This is a genomic window from Proteiniclasticum ruminis, from assembly GCF_900115135.1.
In the GTDB taxonomy this organism is placed as follows: Bacteria; Bacillota; Clostridia; order Clostridiales; family Clostridiaceae; genus Proteiniclasticum; species Proteiniclasticum ruminis_A.
In genome coordinates this window covers 17,033-37,306 of the sequence record NZ_FOVK01000016.1, presented here as the reverse complement: position 1 = coordinate 37,306, position 20,274 = coordinate 17,033, and the positions used below count along the sequence as shown (strand labels likewise).

General features: G+C 40.0%; 21 protein-coding genes. 14 read left to right on the top strand and 7 right to left on the bottom strand.

Features of this window, described 5'->3' with window-relative positions:
• From BM243_RS13650 to BM243_RS13615, 8 genes are all read left to right on the top strand, one after another.
• A partial coding sequence (locus BM243_RS13650) for a Mu transposase domain-containing protein (RefSeq protein WP_207646208.1) occupies nucleotides 1-1,236 on the top strand: 1,236 nt, incomplete at its 5' end.
• Entirely contained in the window at nucleotides 1,233-1,994 is a 762-nt protein-coding gene (locus BM243_RS13645; protein ID WP_242943568.1) for an ATP-binding protein, read from the top strand. The genes BM243_RS13650 and BM243_RS13645, both read left to right, overlap by 4 nt.
• Nucleotides 1,995-2,637: 643 nt before the next feature.
• The gene (locus tag BM243_RS13640; protein WP_074912947.1) at nucleotides 2,638-3,003 is read left to right on the top strand and encodes a hypothetical protein; all 366 of its coding nucleotides are present in this window, start codon (nucleotides 2,638-2,640) and stop codon (nucleotides 3,001-3,003) included.
• The gene (locus BM243_RS13635) at nucleotides 2,990-3,304 is read left to right on the top strand and encodes a hypothetical protein (protein WP_074912945.1); all 315 of its coding nucleotides are present in this window, start codon (nucleotides 2,990-2,992) and stop codon (nucleotides 3,302-3,304) included. The genes BM243_RS13640 and BM243_RS13635 overlap by 14 nt, the downstream gene beginning before the upstream one ends.
• 95 nt (nucleotides 3,305-3,399) lie before the next feature.
• On the top strand, nucleotides 3,400-3,783 hold the full coding sequence (locus tag BM243_RS15605; protein WP_083422826.1) for a DDE-type integrase/transposase/recombinase: 384 nt from the start codon (nucleotides 3,400-3,402) through the stop codon (nucleotides 3,781-3,783).
• A 72-nt stretch (nucleotides 3,784-3,855) separates the two neighbouring features.
• Nucleotides 3,856-4,929: a TVP38/TMEM64 family protein gene (locus BM243_RS15075; protein WP_177213535.1), complete on the top strand. Its 1,074-nt coding sequence runs from the start codon at nucleotides 3,856-3,858 to the stop codon at nucleotides 4,927-4,929.
• 988 nt (nucleotides 4,930-5,917) lie between these two features.
• Entirely contained in the window at nucleotides 5,918-6,478 is a 561-nt protein-coding gene (locus tag BM243_RS13620; RefSeq protein ID WP_083422824.1) for a DUF6036 family nucleotidyltransferase, read from the top strand.
• Nucleotides 6,465-6,842, top strand: coding sequence for a hypothetical protein (locus BM243_RS13615; protein ID WP_074912941.1), 378 nt, complete (start codon nucleotides 6,465-6,467; stop codon nucleotides 6,840-6,842). Before BM243_RS13620 ends, BM243_RS13615 begins: the two co-directional genes overlap by 14 nt.
• A gap of 70 nt (nucleotides 6,843-6,912) precedes the next feature.
• Here the strand turns inward: BM243_RS13615 and BM243_RS13610 are convergent, their stop codons facing one another.
• The 3 genes from BM243_RS13610 to BM243_RS13600 are packed head-to-tail and all read right to left on the bottom strand — an operon-like array spanning nucleotide 6,913 to nucleotide 9,892.
• Nucleotides 6,913-7,557 carry an ATP-binding cassette domain-containing protein gene (locus BM243_RS13610; RefSeq protein WP_074912939.1) on the bottom strand — a complete coding sequence of 215 codons (645 nt, stop codon included), beginning with the start codon at nucleotides 7,555-7,557 and terminating at the stop codon, nucleotides 6,913-6,915.
• A 2-nt stretch (nucleotides 7,558-7,559) separates the two neighbouring features.
• Entirely contained in the window at nucleotides 7,560-9,641 is a 2,082-nt protein-coding gene (locus tag BM243_RS13605) for a hypothetical protein (RefSeq protein WP_074912937.1), read from the bottom strand.
• Between the two features lie 26 nt (nucleotides 9,642-9,667).
• Entirely contained in the window at nucleotides 9,668-9,892 is a 225-nt protein-coding gene (locus tag BM243_RS13600) for a hypothetical protein (RefSeq protein WP_074912935.1), read from the bottom strand.
• 380 nt (nucleotides 9,893-10,272) lie between these two features.
• Here BM243_RS13600 and BM243_RS13595 point away from each other — a divergent pair, with 380 nt between their 5' ends.
• Nucleotides 10,273-10,518: a type II toxin-antitoxin system prevent-host-death family antitoxin gene (locus BM243_RS13595; RefSeq protein ID WP_074912933.1), complete on the top strand. Its 246-nt coding sequence runs from the start codon at nucleotides 10,273-10,275 to the stop codon at nucleotides 10,516-10,518.
• Between the two features lie 2 nt (nucleotides 10,519-10,520).
• Nucleotides 10,521-10,832: a type II toxin-antitoxin system RelE/ParE family toxin gene (locus tag BM243_RS13590; protein WP_074912931.1), complete on the top strand. Its 312-nt coding sequence runs from the start codon at nucleotides 10,521-10,523 to the stop codon at nucleotides 10,830-10,832.
• Between the two features lie 137 nt (nucleotides 10,833-10,969).
• On the opposite strand, the gene BM243_RS13585 is transcribed toward BM243_RS13590, so the two are convergent.
• The gene (locus tag BM243_RS13585) at nucleotides 10,970-11,554 is read right to left on the bottom strand and encodes a hypothetical protein (protein WP_074912929.1); all 585 of its coding nucleotides are present in this window, start codon (nucleotides 11,552-11,554) and stop codon (nucleotides 10,970-10,972) included.
• A 412-nt stretch (nucleotides 11,555-11,966) separates the two neighbouring features.
• On the bottom strand, nucleotides 11,967-13,715 hold the full coding sequence (locus BM243_RS13580; RefSeq protein WP_074912928.1) for an FAD-dependent oxidoreductase: 1,749 nt from the start codon (nucleotides 13,713-13,715) through the stop codon (nucleotides 11,967-11,969).
• Between the two features lie 252 nt (nucleotides 13,716-13,967).
• Between BM243_RS13580 and BM243_RS13575 the strand changes: the two genes are divergently transcribed.
• Nucleotides 13,968-14,564 (top strand): TetR/AcrR family transcriptional regulator, encoded by a 597-nt coding sequence (locus tag BM243_RS13575; RefSeq protein WP_074912927.1) that lies wholly within the window; start codon nucleotides 13,968-13,970, stop codon nucleotides 14,562-14,564.
• A 160-nt stretch (nucleotides 14,565-14,724) separates the two neighbouring features.
• On the opposite strand, the gene BM243_RS13570 is transcribed toward BM243_RS13575, so the two are convergent.
• Nucleotides 14,725-16,095, bottom strand: coding sequence for an exonuclease domain-containing protein (locus BM243_RS13570; protein WP_074912926.1), 1,371 nt, complete (start codon nucleotides 16,093-16,095; stop codon nucleotides 14,725-14,727).
• A 389-nt stretch (nucleotides 16,096-16,484) separates the two neighbouring features.
• Here BM243_RS13570 and BM243_RS13565 point away from each other — a divergent pair, with 389 nt between their 5' ends.
• Genes BM243_RS13565 through BM243_RS13555 form a run of 3 tightly spaced genes read left to right on the top strand, consistent with a single transcriptional unit; the run spans nucleotide 16,485 to nucleotide 18,198 of the window.
• Nucleotides 16,485-16,976: an RNA polymerase sigma factor gene (locus BM243_RS13565; protein ID WP_074912925.1), complete on the top strand. Its 492-nt coding sequence runs from the start codon at nucleotides 16,485-16,487 to the stop codon at nucleotides 16,974-16,976.
• On the top strand, nucleotides 16,960-17,265 hold the full coding sequence (locus tag BM243_RS13560) for a hypothetical protein (protein ID WP_074912924.1): 306 nt from the start codon (nucleotides 16,960-16,962) through the stop codon (nucleotides 17,263-17,265). The genes BM243_RS13565 and BM243_RS13560 overlap by 17 nt, the downstream gene beginning before the upstream one ends.
• 27 nt (nucleotides 17,266-17,292) lie before the next feature.
• Complete coding sequence (locus tag BM243_RS13555; protein ID WP_074912923.1) at nucleotides 17,293-18,198, top strand: zinc ribbon domain-containing protein; 906 nt, start codon at nucleotides 17,293-17,295, stop codon at nucleotides 18,196-18,198.
• A gap of 117 nt (nucleotides 18,199-18,315) precedes the next feature.
• Here the strand turns inward: BM243_RS13555 and BM243_RS13550 are convergent, their stop codons facing one another.
• Nucleotides 18,316-19,986 carry a GGDEF domain-containing protein gene (locus BM243_RS13550; protein ID WP_074912922.1) on the bottom strand — a complete coding sequence of 557 codons (1,671 nt, stop codon included), beginning with the start codon at nucleotides 19,984-19,986 and terminating at the stop codon, nucleotides 18,316-18,318.
• Nucleotides 19,987-20,274 lie beyond the last annotated feature (288 nt).

Below are 20,274 nucleotides of genomic sequence, written 5' to 3'. Positions count from 1 at the left end.
TACACAAAATTCTGTGAAGGTTACTCGGATTATGTCATGAAGAATAGCCTGACCAATCATCTCATCCACAAACCTGGCATTATATGTGAAGTAGACTGGAGCGGTTCTACAATGTCCATCGTCAATAAAGAGACAGGAGAAATAATTCCAGTCTATTTGTTTGTAGCTACGCTACCATACAGCCAATATTCTTACGTGGAACCTTGCTTTGATATGAAACAGAATACCTGGCTCAAGTGTCATGTGAATATGTTTAACTTCTTTGGTGGTTCTACAATCAGAATTAAGTGCGACAATCTTAAAGTGGGAGTTACAAGCCATCCACGTGAAGGTGATATCATTCTAAACGAGAAATACGAGAGTCTTGGAGATTTCTATTTTGCCGCAATTATGCCGACAGGCATAAGAAAACCAAAGCATAAAGCATCTGTTGAAGGAACTGTGGGTAAGATAGCAACTGCAATTATTGCCAAACTCCGCAACATTAGCTTCTACAGCATGGACGAACTAGAGATAGCTATACGGAATGAACTGGAGAAATTTAACAGGAGTAAATTTCAGAAACGAGAAGGCAGTAGATATGAGGTCTTCCATGAGATGGAAAAACAGTATCTCCGAGCTCTCCCTCCAGTTCCATTTGAGATAGCTGAGTGGGTTTATGGTTATTCCGTAAATCTGGATTGTCACATCTCTTACAAGACTAATCGATATTCTGCACCTTACCAATATGTCGGAAAAAAAGTCAATCTTAAGATTACTGATACATTCCTCGAAATCTATTTCAAAGAAGAGCGAATCGCAACACATCGAAAAATACCAGATTACTTGAAACACAAGTGGTCAACACTAGAAGAACATATGCCTGATCATTTCCATAGTACTGAGTGGGACGATGAAAGAATCCAGAAATGGGCCTACACCATAGGTAAGAATACTGGTGAAGTCATCGACCGGATCTTTGGTAGCGTCAGAATCAAGGAACAAGGCTACAATGCAGCATTGTCAGTCCTAAAACTCGCAAAAACTTATACTGAAAAACGTTTGGAAACTGCATGCGAGATTGCGCTATCTAAAATCAGATCACCAAGATATAGTCATCTTAAAGCACTTCTGTCCTCTAACCAAGATACACTCCACCTTGCGAGGGTAGCTGAACAGGAAAAAAAGGAACTAAACAAGTCTGTTCAGGGGTACGTCAGAGGATCTGATTACTATAGCGGAGGTGACAAGTCATGACCATTCTTAATGAGGAGACTAGAAGAAAACTCAGAGAATTAAACTTAAGTGAATTCATCGAGGCCATTGAACTCCAGTCTCAAGGTGTGGACTACAGCATCCTAAGCTTTGAAGATCGTCTCAAGGTAGCTGTGGACTATGTCTATCAAAAAAAATACAACAGCAGAGTCCAAAGTCTTATTAGGCTCTCCAAGTTCAGAATACCAAATGCTGTATTGAGTGATGTACACTATGTGGATCGTGGCCTTGATCACCAGACGATGATTACATTATCCAGTTGTCAATTCATTGACATGAGTTCCAGCATCATCTTTCATGGATTCGCAGGATCAGGTAAGAGTTACCTGGCTTGCGCCATCGGAAGGCAAGCCTGCATGCAAGGCATCAGAACCCGTTATATTCGAATACCAGACTTGCTGATTCTTCGTGATGAAGCCAGCCTCGCCAAACAAGGAATTTCGAGACTGCTAAAAAAGTTCAGCAGTTATAAGTTGCTGATATTGGATGAATGGCTTCTAGATAGTCTATCAGATGAACAGCAACACTTCCTGTTCGAGCTAATTGAGCGCAGACATGATTGCAGTTCTACGATATTTTGCACTCAGTTTAAGAAAGATGAATGGCATGCCCGCTTAGGTGGAGGTATTCATGCTGATGCTATGATGGATCGGATAGTTCACAATGCAATCTGGGTTTTCTCAGGCACCTTAAACATGCGAAAATATCTAGCTAATGTAAACAACCCATTCGAGTCTTAGGAACTCTCGGCGCACTGCCTTCCAGCAGTGCGCTACATCTTAACGATGCTCTAACTGAATATCGGTGATGCTTAGAGTCAGAATCAATGATGCCTGTGACCATATATTGGTGATGCTAATCCAGTGAAATAATCATGCAATCTATTCACTTATAAAAAACATGGCTAAGTAATAAATTCAACAGTGATATGTTTCCTTATACCCTTAGCTGAGTTTCCATTATTGATGTCGCCGTATTCGGAAACATATCAATCAATTTTTACCGTTTTCGCGGCATGCGGAAACAAGTCAATGGTTTTAAGGTTCTCGGGAACATTTCAACACCACTTTTACTCTTCAATTTGTTTAGTTTACATTTTATTATTAGAAAAGTATTTAGAAATTCTTCAGTTAACTCTAACCATGATTTATCACTTAGATCTCCAATTTCTATGATTTCATGATCCTCTATAGAAGTATCAGATGCTAAGAAGCGGTACTCTTGTTGGTCTTCATATTTTTTCGCTTCCAAAAACCTTCGCAAGCATTAATATTTTGGATATGCTGTATGTGTTCAAGTGAGTTTTCTTCATAATACTTTACTCTATCTCCAGTGTAACTAAAGTGGAGCAGCCAGGATAAATTCCTCATTGTTACCGAAACCATGAAGCTGAATGAGGCTGAGCTCTCAGAGTACTGCAGAAAGAACGGGCTCTATGAGGCTCAGGTCAGGCTCTGGCAGGAGAACTGCTTGAATGCCAACGGGAATATCCCTGGCCAGATTGCAGAAATGATGCAGCAGGATAAAATGACCCAGCGAGAACTGAGACGTCTGAAAAGGAACTGCAGCGGAAAGAATCTGCGCTGGCTGAGACTGCTGGTCTATTGGTACTTCGAAAAAAAGCGGAAGCGATTTGGGGATCCTCGTAAGACGAGGAAGACTAAGCAGTACTTCAGATCGCGGAATCATCATTCAACTGGTAGAGGAGGCTGTCGCCTCCGGAGCGTGACAATCCATGGCCTGCCATGAACTTGGAATTTCCACAAGGACGTTCCAAAGGTGGGTGAACCCCAACGAACCTCAGGAAGATCAGCGTCCTCTGGCCGTGAGGTCTGAACCTAAAAACAAGTTGTCGCTGGAAGAAAGAGAATCCTTTCTCAAGACCGTCAATCAGCCTGAGAATGCCAATAGACCACCAAGTCAGATCATTCCTATCTTGCAGACAAAGGTATCTATATCGCTTCAGAATCAAGCTTCTACAGAGTCATGCATGAGGCAGATCAGATCAAGCACAGAGGTCGAAGCGAGAGGCCCTCCAAAAGAACTGTAACCAGCCATGTTGCTACAGCACCTAATCAGATCTGGTCCTGGGACATCACCTATCTCTCAGGCCCAATTAATGGCCTGTATTATTAACTATATCTTATTCTGGACATCTTCAGCCGTGACATTGTAGGCTGGGAAGTATGGGAAGATGAGTCAGCCGAACATGCAAGTCATCTTATACGGAAAGCTGTTCTTGCACAGGGGATCAGCAGGAACCATGAACCGCTTATCCTGCACTCCGACAACGGAAGCCCGATGAAAGATGCCACCATGCTCCATACGCTATACGAACTTGGAATAACCCCTTTGAGAAGCAGACCTCGCGTGAGCAATGACAACCCCTATTCAGAGTCCGTGTTCAGAACCTGCAAGTATAGACCTGACTACCCTCTGAAGGGATTCGCTTCCCTGGAGGCATCCAGGAAGTGGTGCCTGAGTTTTGTGCGGTGGTACCGCTTCGAACATCACTCCAGCGAGATCTGATTTGCCATACCGTATCAGGCACATACAGGCGTTGCGGATAAAATCCTGGAAAATCGAAAGATGGTCTACGCCTTGGCTAAACAGAAAAATCCACTTCGCTGGTCTAGAGGAATCAGGAATTGGTATTCACCAAAGGAAGTGTGGCTGAATCCGGAGAAAGATTCAGGAGAAAGATTCTCAAGAAGATTTGCGACAACTATCTTGACAAACATCGTTATAACACCTATAGTTTTTAGGTGTTATAATAAGAAATATATTAAAAAATCAGAAAATATAGAGGTATATATGAGCAATTATGAATCAAGAAAATATTTAAATATTTTCTTGAACAATTTTGTATTAATAATAAACTTAAGTATTCTTAACATAGGATTGAAAACTCTTACACCAACGCTTCGTTTTTATATAAATACATTATCTGTAATAGTCTATGTATTGTGGATATACTTTCTTCTTAAAAAAAATGAAGAATGGAAAATACAAATAACCAAAATTAATTTATTAATCGGATTGTTTACTATAACATTATTTTCCATTTCTACCATAACGATGTTTCTTGAGTTAGTTAAAGTGAATGGAGTGGAAAGTGTCCTTAAATCCTATGGAAGGTTTAGTAAAGCTATCTATTTTTTAATATGTTTTCTACAGCCAATAATTCTACCATTGCCAGAGCCAATTACAATAACAGCTGGAAATGTAGTGTTTGGAAAATTCATAGGATTTACTTTAGGTTTTTTAGGCACTGTGTTAGGAATAGTTACAATGTTTTTCATATCAAGAATAGCTAACACAAAACTAAAGTTAACTATAATCAATTCTAAGAATCTTGCAAAATATAACAAATTGGTGAAAAAAAACGAAACTTTTATTCTAATATTATTATTTATCTTTCCAATATTAACTGATGAAATTATATGTATAGGCGCAGGTTTAAGTCGTATAACATTTAGAAAATTTTTATTAACAGCAGTATTTTCAAAATTTATTACAGTTGGATTGTACTCTATTTCATCTGGTCTTGTGAAAAAGATATTGGAACTTGGTTTGATTTATCAATTAGTAATTGTATTAGCAATAATAACAGTTTTATACGTGCTAAAAAGAATAATACATCATGTAAAAAGCGGAAATGTTAGTGTTTTTTAATGTGTGTTTATACATGCCTAAAATATTAGTTAGAGCTAAAATAGGAACAGGACATGGAGCAGAGCCATGCACAGCCAACATCACGAAAATCACTTTTCTAACTTCACAATAAGGGCATCACAAATAGACTGTCAACTTCGGTTGATGGTCTTATTTTAAGCCTTCCCTCTGTTTTCGAACAATATCTCGATCCGTTTTTTATTGTTTGAAAATCGCGGAACTTCAGACCCATTAGCGCGGAGTCTTAGAACCACCAGCGCACGATCAGAATACCACTCAGTTCGCTACTAGAGATCCAATAAAATTCTTCTAATGCAAAATAAACATGATGCACCATTGCAATAAAACTATTTTCCAAGAGGAATAATAACACCAGACAACATTACCATCGGCAGAGCTGTCTACATCTGTTTTAGTCAGCGTCATGTTGAGACCGCCCACAAAGATTCACGAAACACCATAGCCTTGATCTCTTGAGCCATGCAAGAGGTAAAGGCAAAATAATACTAGAAGATCTCAGGCTGCTAGATGAAGCTAGGTTTGTAAAAATTCTTCCAACGGTTTCTACCCAGTGTAAAGACACCACCTTTAAAATGCCCGACTATGACTATCTCCACTCTGAACTGGTAAAAACTTATGTCCCACGAAACTGCTTTGGAAAGAATATGCGAAATCATGTCAAGTCAGTGGCGACAAATTCTACATGGAGACACAGAACAGACGGTATTACCACAAATATGCTCGGGTGAACAAAGCAACCCTTAGACTGGAACACAAGCCAGCGCTGTTTCCAGAAGTTGACTGGACTTGCACCAAGAAAAGTCTAATCGTAGAAGAGATTATTCCACGATTAGACCTGATAATTGTTACGCTGATAGAATAGGTACAGAGAACCGCACCATAAATAAAGGACATTAATACTCTACTCTTTTCGGATATGATATAATAAAAATATAAATAACTCTATTAGAAAGGAGGATTTACACTGATGATGGACAGCATAGAGATGATGGATAAAAAGAAACTGCTTGATATTTTCGAATACATGAATGAACGATTACAAGAAAACCAGCTCCAACTGGAGATTACGGTTTATGGTGGTTCAATAATGACAATTGTCTATGACAATAGACCTGCTACAAGAGATATTGACTGTGTATTTTCAGAAGTAAATCAAACGCTATTTAATCACATACTTGACATGACTAAATTCGCATTCAATTTATCAGAAGGATGGATCAACGAAGAAATTAAGGAACCTCTAAAGTCCATCCTAAAAGAAGACAAAGAAACCTATAAGGTTTACTCAAACTTAAAGATTTTCAAACCTTCTGCTAAACAGCTTCTTGCTATGAAAATCTTGGCAGCAAGGCCAGAGCCAGCAAAGGATTTCATCGACGCCTATCTTCTATGCAAGGACCTGTCTATCAAAACAAAAGAAGAATTACTTCGTTTATGTGAAGAGTATATCCCCTTGACACTCATTGGTGAGAGACAACAAAACTTTATAAGGTATTTAGGAAAGGATTTGGGTTATGATTGGAAATAAATATTTACAGCAGTTATATGATTACCCGGATATTGATGCAAGTTTAAATCAGCTTCTTGAACTACTTAAATACAAAAACAAAGACTTCATAGACAGTCTTTTCATTCCTGTGGACTTATCACTATGCAGTAAAGATGAACTGAACTTTTTGACAAAAGTCGCAGCCCTTATCGACTACAATCTTCAGATTCACAAGATAACCGTTCCTGAATGGCTTAGAAGTAATATACTTCGGTTCGAAGTCCCCTACTATCATTCCAAAAGAATCAGCGATTTTGAAAAATTCAAACTGCAAATGACTAATCCCGGTCCCTTTAGAGCGAGAAATGTGTATTTTGATTTAACGGGTATCGGTAGAATTTAAATATTGTAACGAAAAATCCATCTTTAAGGCGTTTTATAGCCTTAAAGATGGATTTTTATTTCGCCTTATTTTATGGTACTTGATCAATCCGTATGAGAGGTTCTCCCAGATGCATCAAATCCTCATCATGAGTGACAAGAACCACTGTCTTCCCTGCTCTTTGAAACCCCTTCAAGAGATCTACAACTTTCATTTTATTCTCATGATCTAGGCTTCCTGTAGGTTCATCGGCCAGGATCAGTTCGCAGGGCTTCAGCATCAGCCTTGCAATGGCCACTCTCTGCTGCTCTCCCCCAGAACACTGATATACTTTCTTCTTTTCAAATCCGGCGAGTCCCACTGCCTCCAGAACTTCCTTTACCCGGTTATTTTCTTTGCTCGTGTCATGACCTTCCATGGCAAGCTTCAGGTTATACTCTACGGTGGCATTATCGACTAAAGCATAGTTCTGAAAAAGATATCCGATTTTATCCTTCAGAAGATTCGTCGCTTTTGTTGAAAAGGGCATGATATTCTTCTGTCCAAAGTGCACCATTTCGCCTTTGCCTTTCTTCTCCAGTAACCCGATGATATTGAGTAGCGTGGACTTTCCAGATCCTGAAGCGCCAGAAATCACCGTAAAACTGCCTTCTGGAATTTCTAGGCTGAACCCGGAAAAGACCGTCTTTTTACCGAAATTCTTTTCTAATCCCTGAATTGAAATTACATTTTCCATAACTACACCCCTTTTATGGTCTTCACCATATCCGTTGATTCAAATCGTGTGATCAGACCTGAAACTAGAATCATTTCCAGAAGAATCAGGATACTGAATAGCACCAGCAAACTGACAGTCGATACCTTCAGAAAGATCAGACTGTATGGGATCAGTACTGCATAGGACACAAGACTCATCAGGTAGAGATTCCTGTAACGCTCACCATAAGACTTTCCAAGCAGATACTGAATCGAAATCAGCTGCCTTTTCTCTTCTAGATGAAGATATATGATCTCATACAGAAGTATCAGGACCACTGAGAGATACAGCACGAAAATGTACAGACTTTCAAGTGCTTCCTGCCTATATTCATCCATATAGAAATCATATACCGGACGAAGATCCGTTACCCGCAGAGCGTCTCCATACCCAGCTGCTTCAAAGGACTCTCTCAGCCCTTCCAGATCACTATAATAGACAGCTCCATAAAGCGTCTGCATACCGGAAGCATCATACTCCTTCGTGTAGAAGACAATAGGATCTTTCACTTTAAAGTGATCTCTTTTACTGATATCCGGATTATAGAAAGCATCCTGAAACTCTACATAAACTTTTGGATATTCCTTCTGAGATATGGTCGTAAAAGGTTTTCCCTTTAATTCAAGTGGAACCAGCATGGTATTACCCTGTAAGGTCTCCAGATCAAGAACTGTTCCATCTTCACGAAGAATCTTATAGTCCTTAAGATACTCTGTATTGACCACGATGGAGGATATCGTATTCGGTTCAAGTTCCACATCGAATTCTTCAAACAGACTCAAGTCTGCATCAGTGAAATCCGCGAGCACTGCATTCTCTTTTTCTGATATCTCAAATGCATCCCCAAACATTTTCATGATTCGATCAAAATCCGACATTGGAATGTCAAGACTCACATTGTATCTATAGAGATCAGCATCGTGTTTTCTCTCTCTGTAAATCACATCTCTGAAGGACCGATATCCGCCTTCCAGCTTCGTAAGAAGTGGGGTGATTACCAGTATAAATATTAGAATCTTCACAACAAGGTTCCCATAGAGTAGCATCTTATATGTAGATTTTTTCTTGAGATACATGGCAGAGGAAGTATACCTGATATAGACGTAGGAACCTATAAACACAGCTAGAAGACCTGCAGCAAAGTATGTTAAAATCTTAAGCTGACCTTTGTAAATAGCCGTACCGATGTTTCCTGCATCGCCCACAAAAAACCAATACGCTATTCCTAGTGTAATTATATAAATAAGTAGAAGTAACAGGAAAAATCTCCCCAAAAGACGCCACTGTATCCGCACATCGGAGTGTCCCATCATTTTTCTGACGCTTACTTCCTTGAGGTGCTGATTGATGATGCCTATAAGAATGATGAGAAGAATCAGTGCAATCCCTACGGAGAGTAAAGTACCTTGACGAATAGATTCGTCCGGCATAAACGTCTTAGTGTCCACCTTGAGAAATTGTGAAGACTGAATCTGTCCATAGGTATTTACTACTTCGTCTCGAACCATTCTGATATCGCTTCCTTCCCCATAGAAATAAACCACATAATAAGAATCTTTTTGGGGACGTTCATAAAGCTGATGTAGAGGACGGAAATAAAGAAGCGGATAGAGACGCCCTGATGCGTAGCTTTCATCAAGCATCTGTATCGTCACTGCAGAAGAATCCTCTCTATTAGTTGAATAATAAGAGGCCTCACCGCTGTCACTCCAGGAAATTCTATCGCCGTTTTGAGTGTAGAAGAGATCCTCTATCTCCACTGATGAAGAATAGATATAGTTCTCCATGACATTTCTGTTCATCTCATCAGAATAACCAACAATCACACGAAAGGTCACTTCATTTTCATCTGAAGCATTTTTCAGCGTTTCCATAAACTCTTCCGAGGAAACTGATGTGAATATACTCTCATCAAACATGAAACTATATGTGCTCTCGTCTCCAAAGTCGGGATGCAAGAAATTTTCCAGGTTAAAAGTATATCTGATATTGAATGATGTGACAATCAGATAGGTAGTCGCAATGGCCAACTGAATGATCAGAACATAGCTGATTTTCTTCATAAAAACTCCTCATTACAAACTCAAGTTTAGTTTATCATCGCTTCTTCATACCCATGCGTATGTACACCTGTTATGTCAAATCCATAAAAAACATGATCATAATATACGGATCCTGAACTTCCAGATATGCTTTTATACTTCCATCCAAGACCGGGAACATGAATGGCTGCGAGTGCAGAAATATTTGAACTCTGGATTTGATACGTTGTCCTTGCTCTGTTTCCCAAATCAGATGTTGTAACTTTTTTCATTTTTGTGCCTCATAAAATTATTTATATACATTATAGTATATAAATATTATGAATTCAAATAGATGTTGGAAAATTTAAAATATTATAAACCTTTTCTATGAATCTATATTTTCTTAATATAATCATTCAAGTTTTTTTTAACTACGCCGATGGATATGTTACGGTGAACCGTACCATAAATAACGGTGTCTGTTCACTCATAACACTTCGGCGAACAGAGTAGAATGCAAGTAAGATTCTATCCGCTCTATTAATCCATCAAACATTCTACCAACATTAATTATTATGTGATGTCACTCTAAGATTCACATAAGCAGTAAAATCTACATTGTATTTTACAGCATTTATTTATACAATATAAACATAAGGAGTTGATGAAAATGTCAAATATAAGACCAGTTTCTGACTTAAGAAATTATAATGACGTGTTGAACGCCTGTAGAGAAGATGCTCCTGTTTATCTGACAAAAAAAGGACGCGGCAAATATGTCCTAATGGATATTGAAGATTATGAAAAAATAAAAGCTACCTTGAAGCTAATGGCACATATTGAAGAAGGCGAAAAAACCGCCAGAGAGGATGGGTGGATATCAATGGAAGATATTGAGTCAACCTTCGGATTATAACAGTGTATACCATTCAGTTTTCACCTGTGGCAAAAGAAGATTTAATGAAAATCAAAGTCTATTTGGAACAAGAATTTAATGTAGAATTGGCTGCTGAAAAGATAAATGAGATGCTTAAAAGCATCAAACAATTTGAACAGTTTCCATTAATGGGTAGACCACTGATCAACGTCATAGACATACCCACAGATTACATGTATTTTGTCCTAGAGAAAAATTATGTGTTCTATCGTTTAGAAAAACAAACAGTGAAGATCATCCGCATCCTAGATACAAGACAGAATTTTATCAACATTCTATTTGGCAATGGATAAAAATACTAAAATTAATGTTCTTATCAAAATAAAGCCTGAAATCCATCGTTCTCAATGGATTTCAGGCTTTAGCTATTAATTCCCTGGACTTCAAGTCACATATATAGGCAAAAGGGCACATATCCTAGTGAAACAAGCTACTCTTCATACATCGATTTATATCTTGGTCTTTGGTATTCCACTTCTTCTTCAATGTATTTTTCATAATCCTTGTATGCTTGTGATGACACTATTTCTTCTTCACTTGTAACATCTAACTTGACCGCTCCTGTTGCAGCCGCCTGTACCATTGAGCCATCATCATTTCCTGCAGCAACTAGAATATAATACTGATCTTCTTCAAGCACTACATCCCCTTCGAGCAGGGTCACCATATTACTTGAGGATGATATTCCGCCAATCTTACTGAATTCTATAGGTGCATTTTTCTTTATTTTTCCTTTTAAATTATCAAGAACTGTAATAGAGTATGTAGTCATCGGGATACCAGGGTCAAGGTCTTCAGCGATGCTATCCACGTTTCTGATTTCTTCATCAACGCGTGCAACAAACACATAATCTCCATACCCTACTACTTCCTTAGGATTTTCAATATTGATAACATTCATGCCGCTTACGTATTGAATTGGCACCTCTTTTTGGGGGTTCATCAGAAACTGAGTTGTAAACAATGACATGCAGAACATAATGATGATGATCACGATTTTTGTATTTCTTTTCATTATTACCACCCTTCCTTTTTATAGAAATTGAAAAAGCTATTAGTTTCAGCTGCGCCTTTATCAGGCTCCTTGGATGAAATCTTGATGCAATGAAGCATCAAAATAATAGTATAATATTCCATTACATCAATACTTTTTTTATATGACTTAAATATAGCATGATTTTCTATATTACGCAATATTTGACAACATAGATAAATAAACTAATTGGCAAGCTATAAGATGAGTTTCTCAATTAAGATATGATAGTATCCTGCTAAACACCTAAAAAGAAGATGCTCCTTTTTATCTGACAAAAATAGGACGCGGCAACCATCCAGATGATCACGTTATTTTTTCTCTCCAATAATCCATAATTACTGAACTGTCAAAAGAGGAGCATCCTAGCGATACTCCTCTTTCCTCTACTATCTTATTTCAAATTTTCCGCTGCGTGACGTCCAGCCTCACGACCAAAGGTCAGGAAACACATGATGGCAGTCCCTGATCCAGGGTATTCTTTATAAAGAACACGACCGGAAGCAGTTTCTCCTGCTGCATAGAGCCCCTCTATGATGGCTCCATCTTCGCTGTACACTCTTCCCTGCAGATCCGTGTCAATCCCGCCAAAAGTACCAGAACTGCTCATTCCCATGTAGAGGGCGTAGTACTTCTCACCTTCCACAGCGTTCATAAAGGAAGCATCCTTGTTAAAGTCCTCATCCTTACCCTTCTCTGCAAGTTCATTGTATCTTGAGACCGTCTCGGCGAGGTTCTTCGCCTTGATCAGTTCTCCTAGGGCTTCCACAGAATCCGCTTCGAAACCAACCCCCATTTCCATGGCCTTTCCAATGCGGTCATTATATTCTGTGGTAATGGCATACATCTCATTGATGCCAAGATCCATCAGGACTCTTGTTCTTGTGAAATGAAAAATCGATTCATCCATGAAACGCTCTCCATCGGGATTCACAAAAATACCTTTGAACTCTTCTCCATATCCATAGTATGTGCCGCCATTGACTGTCAGATTGATGCCCGCTTCTCTCATGAGAAGTCTTGCACCAACCGCCTGTGCCATGGTAATCCCATCTCCTGAGTTTCCAAGTCCGACGTTGCTTGTATACTTCTTCAGGAATGGAATATAGGTTTTCATCATTTCTTCATTGTGATTGAATCCACCCGTGGCAAGAATGACCGATGTGGCTTTGATGGTGATGTCATCCTTATCCGGATTGGTGGCCTTAATACCAACTACTTTGTCTCCTTCTTTCAGAAGCTTCACGGCAGGAGTCTCATAAAGGATGGTTCCTCCCGCTGCAAGAAATGCCTTCTCTAAAGGTGTGATCATGCCTGCTCCAGAAAGATTCGCTGTATAATGTCCTCTGGCAGGACTGATGGTGGAGTGAAGGGGCTCAATGTCATCCGCAAACTCTACCCCATGCTCCATGAGCCATTCAAAGTTCTCATTGGACTTTTCAGCCACAAGTCTGACATACTCTTCATCTACCTGATTCTCTCCCACTTCCAAAAGAAAATCTCCAAAGGCTTCCGCACTGTCTTCAATCCCGTGTTCTTTCTGAATATCGGTACCAGCAGCTAGAATTTTTCCACCGGATCTTGTGGTACTGCCGCCAACGATGGGCATTTTTTCTACCAGGATCACTTTCGCCCCCAGCTCCAATGCCTCCATGGCAGCGGATAGTCCCGCAATGCCTCCGCCCACAACAACTATATCTGTTTCATGGGTGACAGCTTCGCCTTCAGTTTCTTTGTTTTCTTCCGCTTTCTTCAGAGCTTCCACATTGGCTCCTGCTGCAATACAGGCATTCTCAATGGCTTCCAAAAGACCTTTGGATGTCACAGTCGCCCCAGCGATGAGATCCGCAGTCAAGCTCTGCTCTTCTATGATTTCTTTTGGGATCTTATCTACAGGTGCTTCAAAGATGCCCAGGGATTCCTTATGATCCAGCACTTCAATCTTTTCTATGCGGTCTTTGCTGAATGTAACCGCAACTTTAATTTCTCCATTGTGTCCTTTTCCAGTTCCTTCAAAGGTTCCTTCTGTAAAGAGACTCTCCACAGATTCTCCTGGCTTTTCCTCTGGTGCATCCTTCTTCGCTCCGCAGCCAGCACCCACAAGCATCATCATGGCCAAAAGCAGTACAATTAGTTTCTTCATGACTTCCTCCTAGTTCGTTATTTCACAAACAAATTGTAATCTATTTCACCATTTTAATCAATATGTTTTAAACACTTTGTTTAAATTATTTCATCATACATTGACTTAAGGTTCTTTCATCTGGAATTCTTTCAAACTCATGCCCCACATTTCTATACACTCCAGTCATGATCTCATCGCTTGAAGCTATCCATGAACTACGGGAAATTATGGTATACTAATACAAAACGGCAGATGGATAAAGGAGCGGCTATGAGAGTACTAAACAGTGTGGAAGAAAAAATCTTAGATAGAACCTTATATCTCATTGGAAAGATCGGTTCATTAAGCGTTCCCATTCGGGCCATTGCAAAGGAAGCGGGCGTAAATGCGGCCTCGATCAATTATTATTTCCGATCCAAAGAAGAACTGATCAATAAAACCAAAGAATTCTACATTGAAAATGTGGAATCCACCATAAAACCACTTCAAGACGAAACACTCTCAGATCACGAAAAGCTCCATGGTTTCTGTGAAAGTGTAATGGACTACTGTATCCGCTTCCCAGGAATCACCATCCTCTCTAAAGAAGCCCGTATCGCTGAAGACCCAGATTCTCTGTTTTTAGAGATCATCCGTGTCACTGACGAAATGAATGAGCAGCTTCGAAGTGTCCTATTGAGAGCTTATACACTTCGTTCTTCCGAGGTGGAAGTCCCCATGACCATCCTTTATGCAAGTATTGTGCACCCTTTGGAAAGAATTCTGGCAGAGGACAAAAAAGATCATTTTCTCTTGGATGATCAAAAAAGAAAAGCTTATATTGATGTAGTTCTTAAAATGATCGGTGATCTTCCGAAGCATCTGTAATAATCACTGCAACACGCACCCAATGAATCCTTCGTTTCACAAAAACCACCCTGCTCTTGATCGTTAATTCAAGAACAGGGTGGTTTTTGTGTGTGCTCTAGATAAACATACTTAGGAACACAGTACTATCATTTTTTATGGATAACCACTCTTGAAAATCTCAGCTGATTATTAGATCAACTTCTTTCACAATTTCAATCTTACAGCCTTTCTCATTGTACTCCATGGCCTTAAGTACTTTTTGACCATAGGTGCCATGAGAATACGCTTGACATTCAAGAGCTCCTACGAGAAGTATGTCTGTAGATTTTTTCACTGTACTGTCAATGAGACCCCCTCGTACTTTCAGGTACTGAGCAACATCAAGCTTACTCCCATACGCAAAATTACCCGTCAGACAAATATTTTTTCCTTCTACAGAATGGACAAGAACCTTCAGCTCTTCTACTGGATTCAGAATGCTTCGTATTGTCTTTGTAATATACTCTGACTCTTCCTTAGTAATGATGGAATCAGAAAGTGCTTTTTCCAGCATTTCCATGACCTTATCAAAAGGATGATGCCCAGAAAGATAGATATTGTCATAAAGCCATCTTCTCAGATGTTCACTTTCTTCTGAAGATATTTCACCATCAATGATGATTCCTTGCATGATACCATTTAGAATTTGCGTTGCCAATGTCACTGGAGAAGTTGAAACCAGATCCATATACTGCCTCACGGTTCGTTGAAGATCAAATGATTCTGCTACAGTCACCACTCCATCCTCGAGTATTGTATCAATGGTATCAATTATCGACGCCACTTCCTCACTCCCAGTATATTGACAGTACTGATTTCTCCAATTTCTGATGTAGTCTGCCTCTTCAGAAGTTATTCTATTGTCAATGGAGAATCCTCTTACGATTCCATAGAATTCACTGATTGCTTTTCTAAGTACAGGACCAGCGATATACTGCTGAAACTCCTTACTTTCAACTGGATTATACCTTTTAATATGGTCATCGATATTAATCTTATAAGCGTTTATCATTGCCTTCAGCAGATCCGCATTGGCACATGCATCATCAAATGCGTCATGTTCAGAGTCACTATCAATATCAAAGTAACTGCAAAGAGTACTCAACTTAAAGTTTTCAACGGCAAAGGAAGGTACATATTGACGAGCCAAGTCTAACGTGCACACATAATAGAGCTCTGGAATATCAATATTGTAGCGTTTCAAATTTCTTACCAGAGCATTGAGATCTGCTCCTGCCACATTATGACCAATTACCACTGTATTCGTAAAGTACTTTTCAATGTGTGGCCAAATTTCTGAAAAAAGTGGTTCATTCTTTACTTTCGATGATGTTATCCCATGAATCCTTATACAGATGTCGTCAAATCCATCTCCGGGATTTAAATAAATATTTCTTTCAGGATAGTAAGGTTCGCTAGATAAGTAATCTTCACAAAGCAATCCCAGCTGACAGATGGACTTGTTCCTTGAGTTTGCATACTCCACATCAAAATAAGTAACTTTTTGCATGATAACCTCCTTCATTTGTAGGTGCATTTCTACGTTTACCGATAAGATTTCAAAGTAATAGAGACCCGTCAAGCAACTTCATCACAGTTATCTTCAATTATTATCAAGACACTTTTTGAACTCAAAGCGATCCGTAAATATACGAATATTCTTACAATCCATTATAATGAATCTTTTGTAATATATCAATCAAACTTCCAAATATCTCTAAGGATAGAAAGTAATCTATACTCTTCTTAAATTATATCCATCGCCAATTTTGTCCTCGTTATTCTAATTCTGATACCCTTTATCTTAGCTACACTGATTAAGAATCTCAAAAATAATTTCACAATTCATGAACCAAACAGTGGTACACTTCGTATATAAGAGTAAAGGGAGGTGCAGAAGTGCTCGATGCCTATATAGATAAATATGGAAAACGACTCTATGGTCTTTGCAGAACACTCTGCACCAACAAGGACGATGCGGATGATCTTTATCAGGAAACCTGGCTCAAAGTCCATAGAAAGCTTCATCAGTACAATAAGGAACTTGAGTTTCAAGGATGGCTCACAAGGATCTGCGTCAATACCTATAAAGATCAGTACAGGAAAAAGAAGATCAGCCTCCTCTTTGATTATTTCAGCTCCCAAGAAGAGAAAGACCTGATTCTAAACAGTGCCCAAGAAGAAAAGAAAGAAGACTTCAGTAATCTCCATGCAGCAGTCCATGCTCTCCCAGACAAGCTGAAAATGACAGTCATTTTATTCTACTTCCAGGACCTGAGCCTCAAAGAAACCGCAAAGGTGCTGGATATTCCAGAAGGAACCGTAAAATCCCGCCTCAGTAAAGCCAGAGCGCTATTAAAGGAGAAGATGCTTCATGAACTTGAATTTTGATTTTGAAAAGTATACCCCACCAAAAGTAACCGAAGAAAAGCTGACCCTCCTTGCCGAGAGACGAAGAGAAGTAAGGCAGCTATTGCTTCTTACAGCCTCCTCTCATCTTCTGTTTATCGCTCTTGGACTCGCAGCTTTTTTGGCCGCCCCCTATTCCATGGCACTCAGTGTGTTATTTCTTTCTGTGCTCGCCCTGTGGCTGGCAGGAACAGGTATCATTGCCGTGGTCTTCACCAGAAAACAGCTGGAGAAAAAAGAAGCACATGCTCTCTTTAATCTCCTGTCATAAGAAACATTGTATGAAAGGAAGATGATTATGTCATTTGTAATAACAGCCAATCTCCTCATTGTCCTGGGACTGTTTATGGTCCTTCCCATCCTCATCGGCGTCTACGTTTACCGGGATGCAGCAAGCCGGGGCATGAATGCTCCTTTATGGACCCTCATCGCGATTCTCTCCCCTGCCCTCATCGGTCTCATCATCTATCTCATCGTGCGATCAGAAGAAAGAACTTTGGAATGCCCCAGCTGCAGAGCAGCTGTCAGTGAAAGCTATGCCGTCTGCCCCTCCTGTGGCACTCAGCTGAAAGGCAGATGCCAAAGATGCGATTATCCCCTAAATACTTCCTGGGAGCACTGCCCTCAATGTGGAGAAACCGTACCTCAAGAGGCAAAAATGCCGCTCTACACCAAAAGAAAGGAGACCGGCCTTGGTAAAATCCTCATCGCGGTCATTGTCATTCCGATCCTCATGGTCATTCTCCTCTTCATGGGGCTAATGACCTTTAGAACAACCACCAGCGTCACCAGTGTGGGAGGTGCTTCAGGAATCAGTATTGAAAACTATGAGAATCACTCTGAAGTCTACCATTGGCTAAAGACCTCTCAGGAGTCCGAAGACGGCATCTATGTGATGTCTTATATGAACGAGCCAAGTTCCAAAGAAGGTTCTTACTATAAAGAGTACTTAATTCTTTACAACGGCGCTTCAGAAGATACCGACTACTCCATGATGGGTTTTGAATCCAGAAGGTTCTTCAAAAAATTCTACAAGGTTGAATTCACAAAAACTGCAGGATATGACCCTAAATCTTATGCTATTTTCCATACGGAAGTCACCTCTAAAAAGGATTTGCCGCTGGAGATATTTGTGGATGGCCAGAAAATGGAGTATCATCACGTGGAGTCCAAAACGCCACTCCCCTTGAATATGGGATACTAAGCATATGGACAGTATCACAACCCGGAACTAACATACTTCATCACAAATATATAAAAGCCTGAGACGTATCCTGTTTAGGACCCATCTCAGGCTCTTTTTCTGTACATTCATATTCCTTCAACTCATGGCCTCCAGCTGGTTTTCCTTAGCCATTCTCTTGTTTTCATACATTCGAAGATCCGTTTCATGGATGAAAGTGCCAAAATCCGTAAATCTGTCTTCCTGATAGACATTGGATCCCACTGCAATGTCCACCCGGTATGGGTGCTTGTCCTCTACCGCATGGATTTCTTCTCTCATACATCGGATGAGATGCGCATAGGTTTCCTCATCCAGATCGTATAATATCGCGGCAAACTCATCTCCTCCTAATCGGAAGCAGTCGCCGTAGGGCAAAAGGTACTTTTTCATGGCTTTAGCGCATTTCTTTATGGCCGCGTCTCCCTCTTTATGACCAAAATGGTCGTTGATGTACTTCAGATTATTAATATCCATCATGGCAAGCCGGAACTGTTTCCCGCTGTGCTTTTTTCTCAGCCCATCCACATATTTTTCAAAGGCTGCCCGATTGCCCATGCCAGTTAAGATATCCACATAGGCCATTCTCTTCAGAAACTCCGATTCTCTCTCACTTTGAATGGCTTTATCCACAGACCGGAACGTGAAATAAGAGATCTGAAGGAAGAACAGTAGAATGCCGATTCCCGTGAGAGAACCCGTCATCTCATATCTGCCCAAAAGGAATGTGCTGACTTCAGCAAGTAGAAAAACGGCTGGAATAAAAGAGCTCAGAATCATGGTCCTTGCCTGAAGATTCCCATCCATCTTCCACTCTATGACCATAAGCACCATGGAGCCTACAATCATAAAACTTACCAGCACCACGGTCAGCGCCATGCTGGAAATAAAATTTTGGATGCCAAAAACCTGCAGGAGAACATTCCCCACAAGATTCACAAAAAACACAAAAGCCACTCCCACCATCACTGATTGATACTTCTGGAACACAGACTCTTTCAGAAAAAAAACATAGGATATGGCAATGAGAGGAATCGCCATGTAACTGATTCCTCCGATGAGAAAGCGGTTCCCGGTGAAAAGCTGCAGTACTTTAGACTCCCCAAACAGCCAGACAGAAAAAAGCACAGCAAAACCACCCAGATAAATCAGCCGATTGTCTTCTAAATTTTTGACAAAAGCGGATAAAATGAGCATGAAGATGCCAAGAATGAGAAACAGTATGCTCAGTATAATCTTCAGGGCATTCTCTCTCACCACCTGTGAAATCAGATCGATTCCTTCTCCGGCATATACTTCATTCAGCGTTCCCGAGAACGCTCTGGTAGGTGACACCATTTCCAGCCTGATTTCTTTTCCGCTGCTTCCTTCAGGAATACTCAAAAAGTGCCACAGGCTTGCATCTGGAACCGTGAGCCTCCCACCGACTCCCTTGACGTCTCTAAATATTTCCACCCCATCAATATACACAATGATGTCCTGCATAGAAGACCTTACCCGAAGCATTGCTGAATCAGAGGGTAGTGTTGGCAGAGTTCTTGCGGCTGTGTACCTCGTATTTTCCTTCAGCTGAAGTTCCCGTGGAAAAGTGACCTCCTGAAGGACAGTGTCTTCATATTCCACCCTCCAGCCCTCATTAAGATCTATGAGATTTCTCTTCACAAGACCATAGTCTTCCGATGGCAAGGTCAGGGCAAGATAAATGATTCCCACCAAAAATGTCAGTAGAAAGAAAAATAGGATCCTTCGGTTTCTTCTTGCTTTACTCATGGAAAGCACCTGCCTTTTGCTTCTCAGAATGAAATGGATAAATAATATCAAAATATTCAAAGTACTGTTGGTTTCATTATAGAGGACATTAGATTTTGTATCAACGAAAAAGAATCCTTCCATATGTATTGTGTTTATTTCAGAAATACAAGCACAGTATGTCTTTCTTAATTCCCAAGATATACTAGACAACACTACGCAAAAAAAGACCACAATCACAGATCATTTCAGAATTCGTGATGTGGCCTTATTGCTGGAACTTTTTTTGATAAACTTCACAGCAGGTCC

Excerpts from the sequence above, each read along its gene's own strand:
- BM243_RS13645 (WP_242943568.1), top strand. The coding sequence starts at position 1,233 with ATGACCATTCTTAATGAGGAGACTAGAAGAAAACTCAGAGAATTAAAC.
- BM243_RS13640 (WP_074912947.1), top strand. The coding sequence starts at position 2,638 with ATGAAGCTGAATGAGGCTGAGCTCTCAGAGTACTGCAGAAAGAACGGG.
- BM243_RS13635 (WP_074912945.1), top strand. The coding sequence starts at position 2,990 with ATGGCCTGCCATGAACTTGGAATTTCCACAAGGACGTTCCAAAGGTGG.
- BM243_RS13620 (WP_083422824.1), top strand. The coding sequence starts at position 5,918 with ATGATGGACAGCATAGAGATGATGGATAAAAAGAAACTGCTTGATATT.
- BM243_RS13615 (WP_074912941.1), top strand. The coding sequence starts at position 6,465 with ATGATTGGAAATAAATATTTACAGCAGTTATATGATTACCCGGATATT.
- BM243_RS13610 (WP_074912939.1), bottom strand. The coding sequence starts at position 7,557 with ATGGAAAATGTAATTTCAATTCAGGGATTAGAAAAGAATTTCGGTAAA.
- BM243_RS13605 (WP_074912937.1), bottom strand. The coding sequence starts at position 9,641 with ATGAAGAAAATCAGCTATGTTCTGATCATTCAGTTGGCCATTGCGACT.
- BM243_RS13600 (WP_074912935.1), bottom strand. The coding sequence starts at position 9,892 with ATGAAAAAAGTTACAACATCTGATTTGGGAAACAGAGCAAGGACAACG.
- BM243_RS13595 (WP_074912933.1), top strand. The coding sequence starts at position 10,273 with ATGTCAAATATAAGACCAGTTTCTGACTTAAGAAATTATAATGACGTG.
- BM243_RS13585 (WP_074912929.1), bottom strand. The coding sequence starts at position 11,554 with ATGAAAAGAAATACAAAAATCGTGATCATCATCATTATGTTCTGCATG.
- BM243_RS13580 (WP_074912928.1), bottom strand. The coding sequence starts at position 13,715 with ATGAAGAAACTAATTGTACTGCTTTTGGCCATGATGATGCTTGTGGGT.
- BM243_RS13575 (WP_074912927.1), top strand. The coding sequence starts at position 13,968 with ATGAGAGTACTAAACAGTGTGGAAGAAAAAATCTTAGATAGAACCTTA.
- BM243_RS13570 (WP_074912926.1), bottom strand. The coding sequence starts at position 16,095 with ATGCAAAAAGTTACTTATTTTGATGTGGAGTATGCAAACTCAAGGAAC.
- BM243_RS13560 (WP_074912924.1), top strand. The coding sequence starts at position 16,960 with ATGAACTTGAATTTTGATTTTGAAAAGTATACCCCACCAAAAGTAACC.
- BM243_RS13555 (WP_074912923.1), top strand. The coding sequence starts at position 17,293 with ATGTCATTTGTAATAACAGCCAATCTCCTCATTGTCCTGGGACTGTTT.
- BM243_RS13550 (WP_074912922.1), bottom strand. The coding sequence starts at position 19,986 with ATGAGTAAAGCAAGAAGAAACCGAAGGATCCTATTTTTCTTTCTACTG.